Source organism: Streptomyces indicus (assembly GCF_900100315.1).
Taxonomy (GTDB): domain Bacteria; phylum Actinomycetota; class Actinomycetes; order Streptomycetales; family Streptomycetaceae; genus Streptomyces; species Streptomyces indicus.
This window is the reverse complement of the sequence record NZ_FNFF01000006.1, coordinates 386,193-404,776: the sequence shown is the minus strand read 5'-3', so window position 1 is coordinate 404,776 and position 18,584 is coordinate 386,193. Positions and strand designations below refer to the sequence as shown.

Annotated in this window: 10 protein-coding genes, 1 tRNA gene and 2 rRNA genes; 10 read left to right on the top strand and 3 right to left on the bottom strand. The window is 70.0% G+C overall.

The window, feature by feature from the left end; translation table 11 throughout:
- The 3 genes from BLT97_RS18425 to BLT97_RS18415 all read left to right on the top strand — a co-directional run.
- Positions 1-103, top strand: a 23S ribosomal RNA gene (locus BLT97_RS18425); the annotation flags it as partial.
- 86 nt (positions 104-189) lie between these two features.
- Positions 190-306, top strand: a 5S ribosomal RNA gene (rrf, locus tag BLT97_RS18420).
- A 104-nt stretch (positions 307-410) separates the two neighbouring features.
- Positions 411-1,094 (top strand): DegT/DnrJ/EryC1/StrS family aminotransferase, encoded by a 684-nt coding sequence (locus BLT97_RS18415; protein WP_093611488.1) that lies wholly within the window; start codon positions 411-413, stop codon positions 1,092-1,094.
- Between the two features lie 7 nt (positions 1,095-1,101).
- On the opposite strand, the gene BLT97_RS18410 is transcribed toward BLT97_RS18415, so the two are convergent.
- Positions 1,102-1,965, bottom strand: coding sequence for a LysR family transcriptional regulator (locus BLT97_RS18410; RefSeq protein ID WP_093611486.1), 864 nt, complete (start codon positions 1,963-1,965; stop codon positions 1,102-1,104).
- 96 nt (positions 1,966-2,061) lie between these two features.
- Between BLT97_RS18410 and BLT97_RS18405 the strand changes: the two genes are divergently transcribed.
- Both BLT97_RS18405 and BLT97_RS18400 read left to right on the top strand, forming a co-directional pair.
- Positions 2,062-3,030 carry an EamA family transporter gene (locus BLT97_RS18405; RefSeq protein ID WP_281251135.1) on the top strand — a complete coding sequence of 323 codons (969 nt, stop codon included), beginning with the start codon at positions 2,062-2,064 and terminating at the stop codon, positions 3,028-3,030.
- Between the two features lie 43 nt (positions 3,031-3,073).
- Complete coding sequence (locus BLT97_RS18400) at positions 3,074-3,700, top strand: NAD(P)-dependent oxidoreductase (RefSeq protein ID WP_093611484.1); 627 nt, start codon at positions 3,074-3,076, stop codon at positions 3,698-3,700.
- A gap of 49 nt (positions 3,701-3,749) precedes the next feature.
- Here the strand turns inward: BLT97_RS18400 and BLT97_RS18395 are convergent, their stop codons facing one another.
- A complete protein-coding gene (locus BLT97_RS18395; protein ID WP_093611482.1) occupies positions 3,750-4,673 on the bottom strand; it encodes a CE1 family esterase in 924 nt (307 codons plus the stop codon).
- A gap of 117 nt (positions 4,674-4,790) precedes the next feature.
- Between BLT97_RS18395 and BLT97_RS18390 the strand changes: the two genes are divergently transcribed.
- Positions 4,791-4,863, top strand: a tRNA-Thr gene (locus tag BLT97_RS18390).
- Between the two features lie 106 nt (positions 4,864-4,969).
- Here BLT97_RS18390 and BLT97_RS18385 read toward each other — a convergent pair.
- Positions 4,970-7,594, bottom strand: a complete 2,625-nt coding sequence (locus BLT97_RS18385; RefSeq protein WP_093611480.1) for a SpoIIE family protein phosphatase — start codon at positions 7,592-7,594, stop codon at positions 4,970-4,972.
- A 391-nt stretch (positions 7,595-7,985) separates the two neighbouring features.
- On the opposite strand from BLT97_RS18385, the gene BLT97_RS18380 reads away from it, so the two are divergent.
- The 4 genes from BLT97_RS18380 to BLT97_RS18365 all read left to right on the top strand — a co-directional run bounded on the left by BLT97_RS18380 (position 7,986) and on the right by BLT97_RS18365 (position 18,528).
- On the top strand, positions 7,986-13,478 hold the full coding sequence (locus tag BLT97_RS18380) for a HAMP domain-containing protein (protein ID WP_176953812.1): 5,493 nt from the start codon (positions 7,986-7,988) through the stop codon (positions 13,476-13,478).
- A gap of 385 nt (positions 13,479-13,863) precedes the next feature.
- Positions 13,864-14,547: a response regulator gene (locus BLT97_RS18375; RefSeq protein ID WP_093611478.1), complete on the top strand. Its 684-nt coding sequence runs from the start codon at positions 13,864-13,866 to the stop codon at positions 14,545-14,547.
- 160 nt (positions 14,548-14,707) lie between these two features.
- Positions 14,708-17,476 carry a DNA translocase FtsK gene (locus tag BLT97_RS18370; RefSeq protein WP_093611476.1) on the top strand — a complete coding sequence of 923 codons (2,769 nt, stop codon included), beginning with the start codon at positions 14,708-14,710 and terminating at the stop codon, positions 17,474-17,476.
- A 206-nt stretch (positions 17,477-17,682) separates the two neighbouring features.
- Complete coding sequence (locus BLT97_RS18365; protein ID WP_093611474.1) at positions 17,683-18,528, top strand: helix-turn-helix domain-containing protein; 846 nt, start codon at positions 17,683-17,685, stop codon at positions 18,526-18,528.
- Positions 18,529-18,584 lie beyond the last annotated feature (56 nt).

Here is an 18,584-nt window from a genome sequence, read left to right as displayed (position 1 = left end):
GAGGGGTTAAGGCTCCCAGTAGACGACTGGGTTGATAGGCCGGATGTGGAAGCCCTGTAAGGGGTGGAGCTGACCGGTACTAATAGGCCGAGGGCTTGTCCTCAGTTGCTCGCGTCCACTGTGTTGGTTCTGAAACCACGAACAACCCCGCCCAGGTCACGGGTGGTGCGGTTGTCAGTTTCATAGTGTTTCGGTGGTCATAGCGTGAGGGAAACGCCCGGTTACATTCCGAACCCGGAAGCTAAGCCTCACAGCGCCGATGGTACTGCAGGGGGGACCCTGTGGGAGAGTAGGACGCCGCCGAACTAAATTTGATAAGAAGACGCTGGTCCCCGAGTTTCGGCTCGGGGGCCAGCGTCTTTTTGTTTTGTGTCACTTGCCGTTCACGTTGCCCCGGGAGCATCCGCGGCATGGGGACAAGTGCACTGCTCAAGGCCGCAGGGATCGGGCTCGGTGACGAGGTGGTCGTGCCGGCCTACGGAAACGTCGAGCTCGCCGAAGCCGTGGTGTCCGTCGGAGCGCTGCCGGTGTTCGCGGACATCGACCCCGACACGTACTGCCTGGACGGTGATGCCGTCACCGCCGCCATAGGGCCGCACACCGCGGCCATCGTCGCCGTGCGGCGGTTCGGGGGCGCTGCGGGGCTGGACCGGGTGCGTGAAGTCGGCGTCGGCAAGGGGCTGTTGGTGTTGCAGGAGCCCGACCGTGAGGGTGCAGCCGTCGAGCGCGGGGAAGTTGAGGAGCGGCGGGCGCAGGCCGCGTATCTGACCGCCCGGCTCAGGGGTGTGGACACTCCGGTGGACAGCGAGGGGCACACGTATGAGCAGTACGTGGTGCGCGTGCCCGGGAACGGGCGGCCCGACCGGGATGCCTTCGCTCGCGCCGTACGGGCCAAGGGAGTTCGGTGTTCCGTGCCGGTGAAGACGCCGGTGCACCGGCTGCCCGAGTACCGGCGCGACCTTCAGTTGCCGGCCACCGAGCGGGCCGCCGACGAGACGTTGGCGCTGCACATCGGCGGGCTCGGGCGGCGGGATCTTCAGCGGGTCGTGTCCGCGTGCAATGCGCTGGGCGGTCTGCTGGTGCCCGCCTTTTGAAGGGCGCTCAGGGCAGGGCGGCCAGGAACGCGCGGGTCGCGGGCGACGGGTTGAACCTGCTCCAGGCCACGTACTCCACGCGCCGCGGGCCGTCGATCACCGACAGGACGCGGACGCCGGGGTGGGCGCGGGCGAGGGGTGCGGGGAGCAGGGCGACGGCCAGGCCGCGGCTGACGATGCGGAGCATCAGTTCCGCGGACATCAGCTCGTAGGCGACCTCGCGCTCCAACTCCGCGGCTTCGAAGGCCAGATCGCTCTGGGCGCGGCCCTGTGAGCCGACGGGGAAGTCGGCGAACGGGGAGTCGGCGAGGCGGCGGAGCGTGACCTTCTTCTGGTCCGCCAGCGGGTGGTCGGGGGAGACCACCGCGACGAGTTTCTCGCGGGTGAGTTCGCGGGCTTCCACGCCCTGCGGTTCGCGGCTGTCGGGCAGGCCGAGGAAGGCCACGTCGAGCTCGCCGGCCGCCACCTGGGCGCTCATGGCGTCGCTCGCCCCCATGTGCAGGCTGACGCCGACCTGTGGGTGCTGCTCCCGGTAGTGCTGAAGGACGGTGGGGATGTCGACGGCTGTGACGGTCGGGATGATGCCCACCTTGAGGCGGCCGCGGACCTCGCCCACCGCTGCGGCGGCCTCCGCCACGGCGAGCTCGGCGGCCTCGACGCACTGCCGGGCCCGTACGAGGAAAGCCTCGCCCGCCGGGGTCAGTTCCACGCGGCGGCTGGTGCGGGCGAAGAGCTGGACGCCCAACTCCTTTTCCAGGGAGCCGATCTGGTGACTGAGTGCCGACTGGGCGACGAAGCACTGGCGGGCGGCGCGGGTGAAGTTGCGGGTCTCGGCCACGGCGAGTGCGTAGCGGAGTTGTCTGAGCTCCATGGGTTCCATCGTGCCGTAGATCTATCGTGTTGCGCGATCGGTGCGATGAAAACCATGTGTTGGACCGATCGATGGGTGCGGGCCGAGACTCTCCGTATGACCACAGTGATGAGTCCTTCGCCGGTGGAGCCGGCGGCGTCCGCGGCGCGTACCGCGGCGGCGGCCGGCACCTTCGCCCTGATCCTCGCCACCGCGCTCGCGCCCATGGCGTGGGGCACGACCTACGCGGTGACGACCGAGTTCCTGCCCGCCGATCACCCCCTGTTCGCCGCCCTGTTGAGGTCACTGCCCGGTGGGCTGCTGCTTGTGCTGCTCACGCGCGTGCTGCCCAGCGGCGCGTGGTGGTGGAAGGCCGCGGTGCTCGGCGTGCTGAACATCGGGGCCTTCTATCCGCTCCTGTTCCTGACGGCCGAGCTGCTGCCCGGCGGCGTCGCGGCCACGCTCGGCGCGGTGCAGCCGTTGATCGTGGCCGGTCTCGCGGTCGGGGTGATGCGGGAGCGGCCCAGCTTCTGGCGTATCGGATGGGCCGTCGCGGGTGCCGCCGGCGTCGGGATGGTCGTGCTCGGTCCGGCCGCCGGGCTCGGGCTCGCCGGGGTCGCCGCCGGGTTGCTCGGTACGGCGTCCATGGCGCTCGGTGTGGTCCTCACCAAGCACTGGCGGGCGCCTGAAGGGGTCGGGCCCATGGCGATGACCGGCTGGCAGCTCACCGCAGGCGGACTCTTCCTCCTGCCGCTCACCCTCCTGTTCGAGGGTGCGCCGCCGCAGATCGACGGCTCGGCGGTGCTCGGCTACCTGTGGCTCGGGACGGTCGGCGGCTTCATCGCCCACACCCTCTGGCTGCGCGGCATCGGCCGGCTGCCGGTCACCGCGACCGCGCTGCTCATCCTGCTGTCGCCGTTGGTGGCCGCCGTCATCGGAGCCTTCGTGCTCGACGAGTCCTTCACCGCGGTGCAGCTCGTGGGCCTGGTGCTCGCGTTGGGCGCGCTGGTCGCCGGTCAGCTCAGCCCGGGACGCCGTACGGCCCGGGAGCCCGGTCCTGGACGCCGGCCGGCCCGGCAGAGCTGACGCCGGTCCAGGGACATCACCCGCTGAAGAAGGGAACAGACAGATGAAGATCGCAGTCATCGGTGCCACCGGGATGGTCGGCAGCCGGGTCACCGCCGAAGCCGTACGGCGGGGTCACGTCGTCACCGCGGTGTCGCGCAGTGCGCCCGAGGAACTGCCCGCCGGTGCGGAGTGGGTGGGCGCGGATGCCGGGGAGCCCGAGACGCTGCGGCCGGTGGTCTCGTCCGCCGATGCCGCGGTGCTCGCCGTACGGCCGTCGCCCGGAGCCGAGTCGGTGCTCGCGCCCCTCACCGCCAAGCTCCTCGACGTAGCCGTCGGGACGCCGCTCCTGATCGTGGGCGGTGCGGGGCCGCTGCGCAGCCCGGACCCGTCCCGCGGCCTCGTGCTCGACGACCCGGTGTACGTGCCTGCCCAGTACCGGGCCATCGCGCAGGCCAGCACGGATCAACTGCTGGCTTGCACCGGCCACTTCAGCACCGACTGGACCTACCTCAGCCCGCCCGCGCTGCTCGCACCCGGCGAGCGCACCGGCACGTACCGGCGGGGCGGTGACACGCTGCTCGTCGCACCGGACGGGCGTTCGCACATCAGCGCCGAGGACCTGGCCGTCGCGGTGCTCGACGAGCTCGAGGAGCCCTCGGGCACCCGGCACCTGACGGTCGCCTACTGAGCCCGCCAAACCGTAGGGCGCCCGCAGAGCTCCGTAAGGCGACAGGTCGTCAAGTCGTCTTCTTCGGGTGGGACTTGAAGAACTCCCAGATCAGGTCCGTGGCGTTCACCGCTGCCTCGCGCTCGGCCATGTCGGACTTGCCCTGCGGCCAGGCGTGCCCCATCTCCGGCATCCGGTACGCCACCACCTCGGAGCCGTCACCGCAGCCCGCCGTGGTGCGGGTGATCTTCTGCGGCAGCTTCGCGGGCGGCTGCTCCTTGCACTTCAGGCGCTCCTGCCAGATGGTGAGGCCCGCGTTGAAGGTCGGGTACCACTTGTCCTCGGCACCGATGAAGGTGATCACCGAGACAGGGGACTTCGGTACGTACGAGTCCGGGTCGGTGATGCGGCCGCTGTAGCCGCCGCTGACGGGGGCGATGGCGGCGAAGGTGTCCGAGAGCTCGACGGCCAGCTTGAAGGACATGTCGCCGCCGTTGGAGATGCCGGTGGCGTAAGTCCGCTGCGGGTCGGCGCCCCAGGTGTCGACAAGGCTCTTCGTCACTGTACGGATGAAGCCGACGTCGTCCTCGCCGCCGCAGCAGACCAGCGCGTTCATCCCGCCGTTGACGCCCTCGGGGTACACGACGAGGAAGTTCTCCTTGTCGGCCTTCGTCGACATGTCGCTCAGCTTGGCGACGTGGGTGCCGGTGCTCGGGTAGGGGTGCATCACGATCACCAGCGGCAGCTTGGCGCCCTTCTCGTACGAGGGCGGGGCGTGCACGGCGTAGCTGCGGTCCTTGCCCTTCCACTTGACCGTGACGGTGTGGTCGCCGGGGGCCGGCTCGACCCCGGGGGCGCTGGACTTCGGGGACTTCTTCGGGGGAGTGCCGCCCTTTTCGTCGGATCCGGATCCGCAGCCGGCGAGCACCGACGTGAGCGTCAGGAGCGCGGCGGTGACCGCGGCGCGTAAGGAGGGGTTGCCTCGGCTCGACATGGGCGCATGGTGGCAGTGGCGCGGGAGGCGGTCCAGAGGAACGGATGGTTCTGACCAGACCGTGATCCGGGGTATGATTCTTCTCGTTGCCGCGAGGGAAACCTTGCAGGCCAACAGGCCCCTATAGCTCAGTCGGTAGAGCGTCTCCATGGTAAGGAGAAGGTCTGCGGTTCGATTCCGCATGGGGGCTCAGGACAGCAAAGACCCCGCCCGGGTTCGGGCGGGGTCTTTCGCGTGTACGGGGTTCTTTGCGTGTACGGGGTCTGCGGGCCGGTACCGGTACCGGCCCGCAGACTTCAGTCCGTGTGCGGCTCCGGCACCCGCATCGCCAGGATCGCCATGTCGTCGGAGGGCGCGTCGGTCGCGAAGCGCTCCACTGCCCGCATCACCCGCGAGGCGACCGCGCCCGCGGTGAGGCCGGTGCACGTGGTGAGGACGTCCATCAGGCCGTCGTCGCCGAGCATCCGGGTGCCCTCGCGGCGCTCGGTGACCCCGTCCGTGACGCAGAGGAGTACGTCACCGGGCTCGAGCGTCATCGTCTGCTCGTACAGCTCCAGGTCGTCCATCACACCGAGCAGCGGCTGCGGCTCCGCGAACGGTTCGACCGTGCCGTCCTGGCGCAGGCGCAGCGGGAGCGGGTGGCCGGCGCAGACCAGCTTGAGCACCGCCGAGCCGTCCTCCTGCGGCCACAACTCCCCGTAGAGCAGGGTCAGGAAGCGGCTTCGGGCGCCCTCGTCGAGGATGGCCGCATTGAGCCGCTCCAGGACCGCCGGGCCGCCGAAGCCCTCGCGGGCCAGGAGTCTGAGCGCGTGCCGGGCGAGGCCGGTGACCGCGGCGGCCTCCGGGCCCGTGCCGCAGACGTCGCCGATCGCGAAGCCGTACGCGCCGTCGCGGATCGGGAAGAGATCGTAGAAGTCGCCGCCCACCTCATTGCCCTCGCCGGCCGCGCGGTAGATCACCTCGACCTCGACGCCCGGGATCTGCGGGAGGCCGGGCGGGAGCAGGCTGCGCTGGAGGGACTGGCTGATGGCCATGCGCTCCGAGTACAGCCGCGCGTTGTCCAGCGCGAGTGCCGCTCGGCGCGAGAGGTCCTCGGCGAGTTCGAGGATCTCCTGGCGGAAGTGCTCCTCCGAGGGCTTGCCGAGCGTGAGCATGCCGATGACGCGGTTGCGGGCGACCAGGGGCAGGACGACCGTTTCGCCGCCGACCGCGGAGGCCGTCGCCAGCGTCGTGCCGATGCCGGCCGCGAGGCGGGTGGGCTCGCCGAGGCCGAGGCTGCGCATCGAGGTGCGCAGGGCGGCGCGGTGGGCCGCTTCCGACGGCGCGTTCCACACGCGGGCGCCCGGGGTCGGGACCGGGTCCGGCGGATCGATGCGCTGGAGCAGGGCCTTGAGGCCGTCGATCCGGTCCTCGTCCTCGTGCAGGACGTAGGAGAGATACGGCTCCGAGGACTGGTCGGCGATCGTGTAGACCGCGCACCAGGTGGCGAGGGTGGGGACCGTCATTTGGGCCATGAGGGCCAGGGTCTGGTCGCGGTCGAGGGTGCCGGCGAGCAGGTCGGAGGCCTCGACGAGGAAGCTCAACGAGCCGCGGCGCAGGCGCTCCAGCTCGCCGAGGCGCGCGGATTCCACGTTGAGCGCGATGCGGTCGGCGGCGAACTGGAGGCGCAGGGCCTCCTCGTTCGTATAACGGCCCGGCGCTTCTGCCGCGACGCCGAGCGAGCCGGTGAGCCGGCCCTCGACCTTCAGCGGGACGGTGACGACCGAGCGCATCCCCGTGCCGTTCAGCAGGGGAGCGGCGCCCGGGACGACCGTGAGGTCCTCATGGACGGCGGGCATGCGGGCCGATCCGTAGCGTCCCGTGCCGGCCTCGACCGGGACGCGGGCGAACCGCTGGCGGGCGGAGGGCAGTCCGGTCGAGGCGCGGACTTCCAGCTCGGTCTCGTCGTCGGTGGCGAGCAGCAGGAAGGCCGCGTCGCCGTCGAGCATGTCGCGGGCGCGCTCGACCGTGCGCTGAAGGAGGCCGTCGAGGTCGTCGGGCGCGGGGGAGCCGATGAACGAGTCGAAGGGGTCGGCCGTGTTCGCCGTCTCCGGCAGCGAGGCCGCGTCCGGGGCCGGGCCGCGGTGCGGGGTCTGCAGGACGGCGCGCTCCTGGTCCCGTACGAGCAGACAGACCGTGGACGGATCGCCTTCCGAGTCCCGTACGCGCAGATGCGAGGCATAGACGGGGATCACGCGGCCGTCGGAGCCGCGGATGCCGTAACTGCCTTCCCAGCGCGAGAGTTGGAGCGCCTCGGCGATGCCGGTGCCGGTGCCCGGGGTGTGCGGCCAGGCCGCGAAGTCGGTGAGCGGGCGGCCGAGCACCTTCTGCGCCTCGTAGCCGAACAGGCTCTCCGCGTCGTCGCTCCAGGCCGTGATCGCGCCCGCGCTGTCGAGCTGGACGACGGCGACGTGGACGCGCGGGTCGGCGACCGGGAGCAGCTCCACCGGAAGCGCGGGGCCCGCGGTGCGGGTGCCGACCGGGCGCTCGGGCAGGTCGAGCCGGAACCACACCTGCTTGTGCGTGGGCGTGTACTCGACGCCCCAGCGGCTGGCGAGCGCCGCGCACAGCTGGAGGCCGCGGCCGCCCTCGCGGTCCGGACTGCCCAAAGTGCGCAAAGACTGCTGAAGCGGGATCTCCCGCTCCGGATAACGGTCGGCGACCTCGATCCGTACAGCATCTTCACTGCGCAGGCACAGCACGTCTGCGGTGGTGCCGGCGTGCACCACGGCATTGGTGACGAGCTCGCTGGTCAGGACCACCGCGTCGTCGATGATGTCGGTGTGGCCCCAGCCCTGCAGGGTGTCGCGGACGAAGGCGCGGGCACTGGCCACGGAGCGCCCGACGGGCTCGAAGGTGGCGGCCGCTCGCGCGGTGATCACAGCACTCCCTGTCCGCGTATCGGTGTCGGATCCGTCGACGTACACGTTTCCCCTGCCCATCGTGCGGCCGCCCCTCCGGAAGCGCGTCAGCCCGTAGTTTCGTGTGACCACCGCCCAGGCCGGGCGGACCGGGGTGGTTGGACAGCCGGATGCCAGATTACTTACCTTCGCGGTTCATGCGGATGCCGGTTGCCGTGTTTCCGCCCGGAGGGTGCCGACGATGTCTTTCGGCGGTGTACGAAGCTGCCGAAGTGTTATGGCCTGGTTCGGGCAGGGTGAAACACTGGGCAGGCTCTAGGCGACGGCCGGAAGGCCGGTCCGGGTGACCGGAGTGTCCGGCACAGCACGACGAGCAACCGAGCGAGTGGTCGACCCCTGCGGGAGGGACACGGTGGAGTCCGGTACAGCTGCGCGAGGCAAGGCCCCGCGCGCGAAAGGCGCACAGTCCCGTGGCGGCCGCGGCAACGGGACCGTCGAGGTCGACGCCGCGGCCCTGAACAAGCTCGTCGCCGCGCTCGGCGCGATGCGGGACGGCAACTTCCGCAAGCGCCTCACGGTCACGAACGACGGCGTGATGGGCGAGATCGCGGCGCTCTACAACGATGTCGCGGACCGCAATCTGCACCTGACCGGCGAGCTCTCGCGGGTGCGGCGCATGGTCGGCCGTGAGGGCAAGCTCACGGAGCGTCTGGAGAGCGGCGCCTACGAGGGGTCGTGGGCGGCGGCGATCGACGCGTCCAACGCCCTCGTCGACGATCTCGTGCGGCCGGTCTCCGAGGTCGGCCGGGTGCTCTCCGCGGTCGCCGAGGGCGACCTGGAGCAGCGCATGGAACTGCGCGCGCCCGGGCCCGACGGCTCGGTGCATCCGCTGCGCGGCGAGTTCCTGAAGGTCGGCCGTACGGTCAACAACCTGGTCGACCAGCTCTCGCGGTTCACCGACGAGGTCACGCGCGTGGCCAGCGAGGTCGGTACGGAGGGCAAGCTCGGCGGGCAGGCCCGGGTGCGCGGAATGTCCGGTTCATGGAAAGATCTCACGGATTCCGTCAATACCATGGCGTACCGGCTCACCGCGCAGGTGCGTGACATTGCTCTCGTCACCACCGCGGTCGCCAAGGGCGATCTGTCACGCAAGGTGACGGTGCATGTCGCGGGCGAGATGCTCGAGCTCAAAGAGACCGTGAACACCATGGTCGACCAGCTCTCCTCCTTCTCCTCCGAGGTCACGCGCGTGGCCCGCGAGGTGGGTACGGAGGGCGAGCTCGGTGGCCAGGCGCAGGTGCCGGGTGTGGCCGGCGTGTGGAAGGACCTCACCGACTCGGTGAACCTGATGGCCGGCAACCTCACCGCGCAGGTGCGCGGGATCGCCGAGGTCACCACGGCCGTCGCGAACGGTGACCTGTCCCGCAAGGTCACGGTGAGCGCGCGCGGCGAGGTGGCCCAACTCGCCGAGACCATCAACCAGATGACCGAGACGCTCCGCACGTTCGCGGACGAGGTCACACGCGTGGCGCGCGAGGTCGGCTTCGACGGGCAGCTCGGCGGGCAGGCACTGGTGCCGGGCGCGGCGGGCACGTGGAAGGACCTCACCGACTCGGTGAACACAGTCTTCCGCAACCTCACGACCCAGGTACGCGACATCGCGACCGTGACGACCGCGGTTGCCAGCGGTGATCTCTCGCAGAAGGTCACGGTCGACGTGGCCGGCGAGATGCTGGAACTCAAGAACACCGTGAACACGATGGTGGACCAGCTCTCGGCCTTCGGCTCCGAAGTCACGCGCGTGGCACGGGAGATCGGTGTCGAGGGCGAGCTCGGCGGCCAGGCCGAGGTGCCGGGCGCGGCCGGTACGTGGAAGGACCTCACCGACTCGGTGAACACCGCCTTCCGCAACCTCACCGGCCAGGTGCGCAACATCGCCCAGGTCACGACGGCGGTGGCGAACGGAGACCTGTCGCAGAAGGTCACGGTCGACGTCTCCGGCGAGATGCTCCAGCTGAAGAACACCGTGAACACGATGGTGGACCAGCTCTCGAGCTTCGCCGACCAGGTGACCCGTATGGCCAGGGACGTGGGTACGGAGGGCCGGCTCGGCGGTCAGGCACGGGTCGATGGCGTCTCCGGTACGTGGAAGGACCTCACCGACTCCGTCAACTTCATGGCGGGGAACCTGACTTCACAGGTGCGGCAGATCGCCCAGGTCACCACGGCCGTGGCCCGCGGCGACCTCTCGCAGAAGATCGAGGTCGACGCGCGCGGCGAGATCCTGGAGCTCAAGAACACCATCAACACGATGGTCGACCAGCTCTCCGCCTTCGCCGACCAGGTGACGCGCGTGGCCCGCGACGTGGGTACGGAGGGCCGGCTCGGCGGTCAGGCGCAGGTGCCCGGCGTCGCCGGTGTGTGGCGCGATCTGACCGACTCCGTGAACGGCATGGCCGGCAACCTCACCGCCCAGGTCCGCAACATCGCGCAGGTCGCGACCGCGGTGGCCCGCGGTGACCTGTCGCAGAAGATCACGGTGGACGCGCGCGGCGAGATCCTGGAGCTGAAGAACACCCTCAACACGATGGTGGACCAGCTCTCCTCGTTCGCCGAGCAGGTCACGCGGGTGGCCCGCGAGGTGGGCACCGAGGGCATCCTCGGCGGACAGGCCGAGGTCCAGGGTGTGGCAGGCACCTGGAAGGACCTCACGCAGTCCGTGAACTTCATGGCGAACAACCTGACGTCGCAGGTGCGCAACATCGCCGAGGTCACGACCGCGGTCGCCATGGGCGACCTGTCGAAGAAGATCACCGTCGACGCGAAGGGCGAGATCCTCGAACTCGTCACCACCGTCAACACCATGGTCGACCAGCTCTCCAACTTCGCCGAGCAGGTCACGCGGGTGGCCCGCGAGGTGGGCACGGAGGGCCAGCTGGGCGGTCAGGCCCGGGTGCCGGGAGTCACCGGCATCTGGAAGGACCTCAGCGACAACGTGAACCTGATGGCCTCCAACCTGACCAGCCAGGTGCGCAACATCTCGCAGGTCGCGATGGCGGTCGCCAACGGTGACCTGACCCGTACGGTGACGATCGAGGCGCGCGGCGAGGTCGCGCAGCTCGCCGACACCTTCAACACCATGGTGCGGACGCTGAGTTCGTTCGCGGACCAGGTCACCAAGGTGGCGCGCGAGGTGGGCACCGACGGCATCCTGGGCGGCCAGGCCCGCGTACCCGGCGTCGCCGGCACGTGGAAGGACCTCACCGAGTCCGTGAACCAGATGGCCTCCAACCTGACCGGCCAGGTGCGCAACATCGCGATGGTCACGACGGCCATCGCCAAGGGCGATCTCACCAAGAAGATCGACATCGAGGCGCGCGGCGAGATCCTGGAGCTCAAGACCACCATCAACACCATGGTCGACCGGCTCTCCTCCTTCGCCGAGGAGGTCACCCGAGTCGCCCGCGAGGTGGGCACGGAAGGCCAGTTGGGCGGCCAGGCGCGCGTGCGCGACGTGGACGGCACCTGGCGCGACCTCACCGAATCGGTGAACGAGATGGCCGGGAACCTGACCCGGCAGGTGCGCGCGATCGCCGCGGTCGCCACCGCGGTGACCCGCGGTGACCTCAACCTGAAGATCGACGTGGACGCGGCCGGTGAGATCCAGGTCCTGCAGGACAACATCAACACGATGATCGCCAACCTGCGCGACACCACCATCGCCAACAAGGAACAGGACTGGCTCAAGGGCAACCTGGCCCGCATCTCGGGTCTGATGCAGGGCCGCCGCGACCTCGCGGACGTGGCCGGCCTCATCATGAGCGAGCTGACCCCGGTGGTCTCGGCCCAGCACGGCGCGTTCTTCCTGGCCACGCCCACGGACGAGCTGGGCGCGGGCGCGGATGAGGACGCGTACGAGCTGCGCATGATGGGCAGTTACGGCTACTCGATGGGCTCGATGCCCACTTCCTTCAAGCCGGGCGAGACCCTGATCGGCACGGCGGCGAAGGAGAAGCGCACGATCCTCGTCGAGAACGCGCCCTCCGGCTACCTCAAGATCGCCTCCGGGCTCGGGGACGCGCCGCCGGCGCAGGTGATCGTGCTCCCGGTGCTCTTCGAGGGGCAGGTCCTCGGTGTGATCGAGCTGGCGTCCTTCCAGCCGTTCACGCAGATCCAGCGGGACTTCCTCAGCCAGATCGCCGAGATGATCGCGACCAGCGTCAACACCATCTCCGTGAACACCAAGACGGAGGTCCTGCTGAAGCAGTCGCAGGAGCTGACCGAGCAACTGCGCGACCGCTCCGAGGAGTTGGAGAACCGGCAGAAGGCGCTCCAGGCCTCCAACGCCGAGCTGGAGGAGAAGGCCGAGCTGCTCGCCCAGCAGAACCGCGACATCGAGGTCAAGAACACCGAGATCGAAGAGGCCCGCCAGGTCCTCGAGGAGCGCGCCGAGCAGCTCGCCGTCTCGATGCGCTACAAGAGCGAGTTCCTCGCGAACATGTCGCACGAGCTGCGCACCCCGCTCAACTCGCTCCTGATCCTCGCCAAGCTGCTCGCCGACAACGCGGAGGGCAACCTCTCCCCGAAGCAGGTCGAGTTCGCGGAAACGATCCACGGCGCCGGCTCCGACCTGCTCCAGCTGATCAACGACATCCTCGACCTCTCCAAGGTCGAGGCGGGCAAGATGGACGTCTCGCCGACGCGGATCGCGCTCGTGCAGCTCGTGGACTACGTCGAGGCGACGTTCCGGCCGCTCACCGCGGAGAAGGGCCTCGACTTCTCCGTACGGGTCTCTCCGGAGCTGCCCGCGACCCTGCACACGGACGAGCAGCGCCTGCTCCAGGTGCTGCGCAATCTCCTGTCGAACGCGGTGAAGTTCACCGACTCCGGCGCCGTCGAGCTGGTCATCCGGCCCGCGGGCGCCGAGGTCCCGGACGAGATCCGCACCCAGCTCCTGGAGATGGGCACGCTGCGCAGCCCGGACGCGGACATGATCGCGTTCTCGGTCACGGACACCGGTATCGGTATCCCGGGCAGCAAGATGCGGGTCATCTTCGAGGCCTTCAAGCAGGCCGACGGCACCACCAGCCGCAAGTACGGCGGCACGGGCCTCGGTCTGTCGATCAGCCGGCTCATCGCGCGGCTGCTCGGCGGCGAGATCCATGCGGCGAGCGAACCGGGCCGCGGGTCCACGTTCACGCTGTACCTGCCGCTGCACCCCAACGAGCTGCCGCCGCAGGAATACGCCCAACTCGCCACCGCCATCGAGCCGGAGAGCCAGACGGGTCTCCAGGCGCTGCCTCCCGCGCCGGTGGACGAGCCCTTCACCACGAGCGACAACGGCAAGGCCGAGCTGAGCGATCCGGAGCCGGCCGCGACCCAGGGCACGCTGTTCCGGCGCAGGCGCCGCTCGGTGCAGGCCGCCGAGCCGCGGCCCGCGCTGCCCGGCCAGACCGCGGGGCAGAGCGGCCAGGAGCAGTGGGCGGGCGAGGAGCAGCCGGCGCCGCAGCCGCGGCCCAGCTACCGCTTCGGCGGCGAGAAGGTGCTGATCGTCGACGACGACATCCGCAATGTGTTCGCGCTGACCAGCGTGCTCGAACAGCACGGTCTCGCGGTCCTGTACGCGGAGAACGGCCGCGAGGGCATCGAAGTCCTGGAGCAGCACGACGATGTGACGCTCGTTCTGATGGACATCATGATGCCGGAGATGGACGGGTACGCGACGACCACGGCGATCCGGCGGATGCCGCAGTTCGCGGGGCTGCCGATCATCGCGCTCACCGCGAAGGCGATGAAGGGCGACCGCGAGAAGGCGATCGAGTCCGGCGCATCGGACTACGTCACGAAGCCGGTCGACCCCGACCACCTGCTTTCGGTGATGGAGAGCTGGATGGGCGAGGACTGACCGGAAGAGGGCGGTGTCTGTCCGTGCGCGGTGTCCGGCTTGACCGGCAGAGGTGTCTGCCTTGACCGGTCGCGGTGTCCGGCTTGACCGGCCGCGCACGGAAACCGCCCGGAACGGGCGGATGTGGCGGGCGCGACGTGCTGACGGAACGTGTCCGAAGCCGTGTAGAAGTGCGGGATTCGGGGAACCTTCTGGTCTCCCGCTGCGTTTCTGCTACGTGCACAGTGACATCGCGGTGACAGGGTGTGGCGACAGGCGGGGTGCGGCTACCATGACCGGCACAAGGACGGGCGGCGTGACGGAGTCGTCCCCTGGGGCGGCGACCGGTGCTTCCCCGAGCTCACTGAGCAGGGGAGGCCCCAAGCCGGGGCGAGGAGGAGGGGTCATGGTGCAGAAGGCCAAGATCCTCCTGGTCGATGACCGGCCGGAGAATCTGCTGGCGCTCGAGGCCATCCTCTCTGCGCTCGATCAGACCCTGGTGCGGGCATCGTCCGGGGAGGAAGCGCTCAAAGCACTGCTCACGGACGATTTCGCGGTCATTCTGCTGGACGTCCAGATGCCTGGAATGGACGGTTTCGAAACCGCGGCGCACATCAAGCGCCGGGAACGGACCCGGGACATCCCGATCATCTTCCTCACGGCGATCAACCACGGTCCGCACCACACCTTCCGCGGTTACGCGGCGGGCGCGGTGGACTACATCTCCAAGCCGTTCGACCCGTGGGTCCTGCGCGCCAAGGTGTCGGTGTTCGTCGAGCTGTACATGAAGAACTGCCAACTGCGCGAGCAGGCCGCCCTGCTGCGGCTCCAGCTCGAAGGCGGCGGCAAGACGCCCGTCGGCGACAAGGGCGAGCCCGCGGGACTGCTGGCCGAGCTGTCGGCCCGTCTCGCGGCCGTCGAGGAGCAGGCCGAGGCCCTGTCCAAGCAGCTCGACGACGAGTCGGCGGACGCCGCGGCGGTGGCCACGGCGGCCCACCTGGAGCGCAAACTGACCGGACTCCGCCGGGCACTTGACGCCCTGGAGCCGGGCGCGGGACCGGGCACGCCTTCGGTGCCCTCGCAGAACTGAGCGACGCCTCCCTTCCGCACGTCCCGTCACCCGGCACCCGTATGCCTCCGTACCTGCACAGTTGAGCCGGCGTCAGTTCCGCGCCTTTCTGCGCCGACACGAACGGGTGAAGCAGTGGGCACACGTGTCCGCAGGGGTCCGCACCGGTAACCTCACCCCCATGGCCTCACGTCCCTCCGCAGCCAAGAAGCCGCCCGCCAAGAAGGCGGCCGCGCCCAAGAAGGCTCCGGCGAAGAAGGCCGCAGCATCCAAGGCGCCGGCCAAGAAGGCACCCGCCAAGAAGGCGGCGGCCAAGCCGGCCCCGAAGCCCGCGCCGAACCCGACCGGTGGCGTCTACAAGCTCGCCCGCGCCGTCTGGCTCGGCCTCGCGCACGCGGTGGGGGCGACCTTCCGCGGCATAGGGCGTGGCGCCAAGGGACTCGACCCGGCCCACCGCAAGGACGGGCTCGCGCTGCTGCTGCTCGGCCTCGCGCTGATCGTCGCGGCCGGTACGTGGTCCCAACTCCGCGGTCCCGTGGGCGATCTGGTCGAGCTCCTGGTCACCGGTGCGTTCGGCCGGCTCGACCTGCTGGTGCCGCTGCTGCTCGGCGGCATGGCCGTACGGCTCATCCGCCACCCCGAGCAGCCCGAGGCCAACGGCCGTATCGTCATCGGGCTTTCGGCCCTCGTCATCGGCGTGCTCGGACAGGTGCACATCGCGTGCGGGGCGCCCGGGCGCGGTGAGGGCACCGAGGCCATAAGGGACGCCGGAGGGCTCATCGGCTGGGGTGCGTCCCGGCCGCTGATCTTCACCATGGGCGAGGTGCTCGCCGTACCGATGCTCGTGCTGCTCACGGTGTTCGGACTCCTGGTGGTCACCGCGACACCGGTGAACGCGATCCCGCAGCGGCTCAGGCTGCTCGGCCAGAAGCTCGGCATCATCCAGCCCGACCCCGTCGCCGCCGAGTTCGCCGAGGGCACCGAGGACGACGCGCGCTACGACGAGCAGTGGCGCGAGGCCGTGCCCGCGTCCCGCGGCCGCCGCAGGCAGGCGCCCGCCCCCGAGTCGTACGACCCGGACAAGGCCGAGGAGGAGGCGCTCACCAAGCGCCGCCGGCCGCGCCGCACCACCGTGCAGCCCGAGATGGAGCCCTCGCTCGACGCGATCGACGTGGCGGCCGCCGCGGCCGCCGCCCTCGACGGCGCCGTCCTGCACGGCATGCCGCCCTCGCCGATCGTCGCCGACCTCACCCAGGGCGTCACCGTGGAGCGCCCCGAGCCCACGCCGACGCCGCTGCCGGGCGCGCGGATCCAGGGCACGGGCCGGACTCCGGACCCGGCTCCGGCCGCTGCCCCGGCTCAGGCTCCGGCCGGGGAGAAGAGCACGGGAATCTCCGTGCCCGACCTCACCAAGCCCGCCCGCGAAGAGCCCCGCGATCTGCCGCCGCGCGCCGAGCAGCTCCAGCTCTCCGGCGACATCACGTACGCGCTGCCCTCGCTCGACCTCCTGGAGCGCGGCGGCCCCGGCAAGTCGCGCAGCGCCGCGAACGACGCCGTGGTGGCCTCGCTCTCCAACGTCTTCACCGAGTTCAAGGTCGACGCCGAAGTCACCGGCTTCACGCGCGGCCCGACGGTCACGCGCTACGAGGTGGAGCTCGGCCCGGCCGTGAAGGTCGAGAAGATCACCGCCCTGGCCAAGAACATCGCGTACGCCGTGGCCTCGCCGGACGTCCGGATCATCAGCCCGATCCCCGGCAAGTCCGCGGTCGGTATCGAGATCCCGAACACCGACCGCGAGATGGTGAACGTCGGCGACGTGCTGCGCCTCGCGGACGCCGCCGAGGACGACCATCCGATGCTGGTCGCGCTCGGCAAGGACGTCGAGGGCGGCTACGTCATGGCGAACATCGCCAAGATGCCGCACGTCCTCGTCGCCGGCGCCACCGGCTCCGGCAAGTCCTCCTGCATCAACTGCCTGATCACCTCGATCATGATGCGGGCGACCCCCGAGGACGTCCGGATGGTGCTCGTCGACCCCAAGCGCGTGGAGCTCACCGCGTACGAGGGCATCCCGCACCTGATCACGCCGATCATCACCAACCCGAAGCGGGCCGCCGAGGCGCTGCAGTGGGTCGTGCGCGAGATGGACCTGCGCTACGACGACCTCGCGGCGTACGGCTTCCGGCACATCGACGACTTCAACGAGGCCGTACGGAACGGGAAGGTCACCCCGCCGCTCGGCAGCGAGCGGGAGCTCCAGCCGTACCCGTACCTCCTGGTGATCGTCGACGAGCTCGCGGACCTGATGATGGTCGCGCCGCGCGACGTCGAGGACGCGATCGTGCGTATCACCCAGCTGGCCCGCGCCGCCGGCATCCACCTGGTGCTCGCCACCCAGCGGCCCTCGGTGGACGTCGTCACCGGTCTGATCAAGGCCAACGTGCCCTCGCGGCTCGCGTTCGCCACCTCCTCGCTCGCCGACAGCCGCGTCATCCTCGACCAGCCGGGCGCCGAGAAGCTGATCGGCAAGGGCGACGGGCTCTTCCTGCCGATGGGCGCGAACAAGCCGACCCGTATGCAGGGCGCCTTCGTCACCGAGGCCGAGATCGCCGCGGTCGTCCAGCACTGCAAGGACCAGATGGCGCCGGTCTTCCGGGACGACGTCACGGTGGGCACCAAGCAGAAGAAGGAGATCGACGAGGAGATCGGCGACGACCTGGACCTGCTGTGCCAGGCGGCCGAGCTGGTCGTCTCGACCCAGTTCGGGTCCACGTCGATGCTCCAGCGCAAGCTCCGGGTCGGGTTCGCGAAGGCGGGGCGCCTGATGGACCTGATGGAGTCGCGGAACATCGTCGGGCCCAGCGAGGGCTCGAAGGCGCGGGACGTTCTGGTCAAGCCGGACGAACTGGATGGAGTGCTCGCGGTGATCCGCGGGGAGGCTCACCCGTAAGGGATCGGGAAGCAACCGTTTCTCTTCCGGCCACGTCAAGTTGGAAGGGGGGAAGGCAACCTGTCCCACCATCAGGATGTCCGGTCATGGCGAATGTCCGGCCAGCCTGATGGCGTACAAAGTGCTCCCGCCCGGTTGCCCCACCCTTTCGCACCCCCCCTAGACTGAACGTCCAGCAGGTGGCTACACGCTCGAAAGGCGCCCCCGTGTCCATCGGCAACTCCCCAGAAGACGACCGTCCTTCGTTCGCGGACGACGACGACCGTCCCTCGATCGGCCGAGCCCTGCAGCTCGCCCGCATCGAGGCGCGACTCACGGTCGACGAGGTCAGCGCGGCGACCCGCGTCCGCGTTCCGATCGTGCACGCGATCGAACAGGACGACTTCTCGCGCTGCGGTGGCGATGTCTACGCACGAGGGCATATCCGCACCATCGCGCGGGCCGTCGGCGTCGACCCCGCCCCGCTGCTCGCGCAGTTCACCGAGGAGCGCGGCGGCCGTCCCGCCCCCACTCCCGCAGCGCCGCTGTTCGAGGCCGAGCGCATCCGGCCCGAGCCGCGCCGGCCCAACTGGACCGCGGCCATGGTCGCCGCCATCGTCGCCGTGATCGGCTTCGTCGGCTTCACCATGTTCAGCGACTCCGACAAGGGCACCAAGACCTCCGTCGCCGAGGGCACCGCCACGCCCCCGGCCACCAAGCCGGAGTCGAAGCCCTCGCCCACCAAGCCCGCCGACCCCAAGCCGGACCCGGCCGACAGCGCCATCGCCGGTGCGCCCAAGGACAAGGTCACCGTCCTGATCAGCGCCGACGAGGGCAAGAGCTGGATCTCCGTCAAGGACCACAGCGGCCAGACGATGTTCGACGGCCTGGTCGAAGAGGGCCAGACCAAGACCTTCACCGACGACGAGCGCATCGACCTGGTGCTCGGCAACGCGGGAGCCATAAAGCTCTTCGTGAACGGCAAGGAGGTCAAGGACGACTTCCAGCAGGGCCAGGTCGAGCGTCTCTCCTACACCAAGGAGGACAAGGGAGCCGACCCCGAGGTCGGCTGACCTTCCTGCCTCTGACGCCCCGCCGGGTACGGAACCGGCGGGGCGTCGTGCTGTGT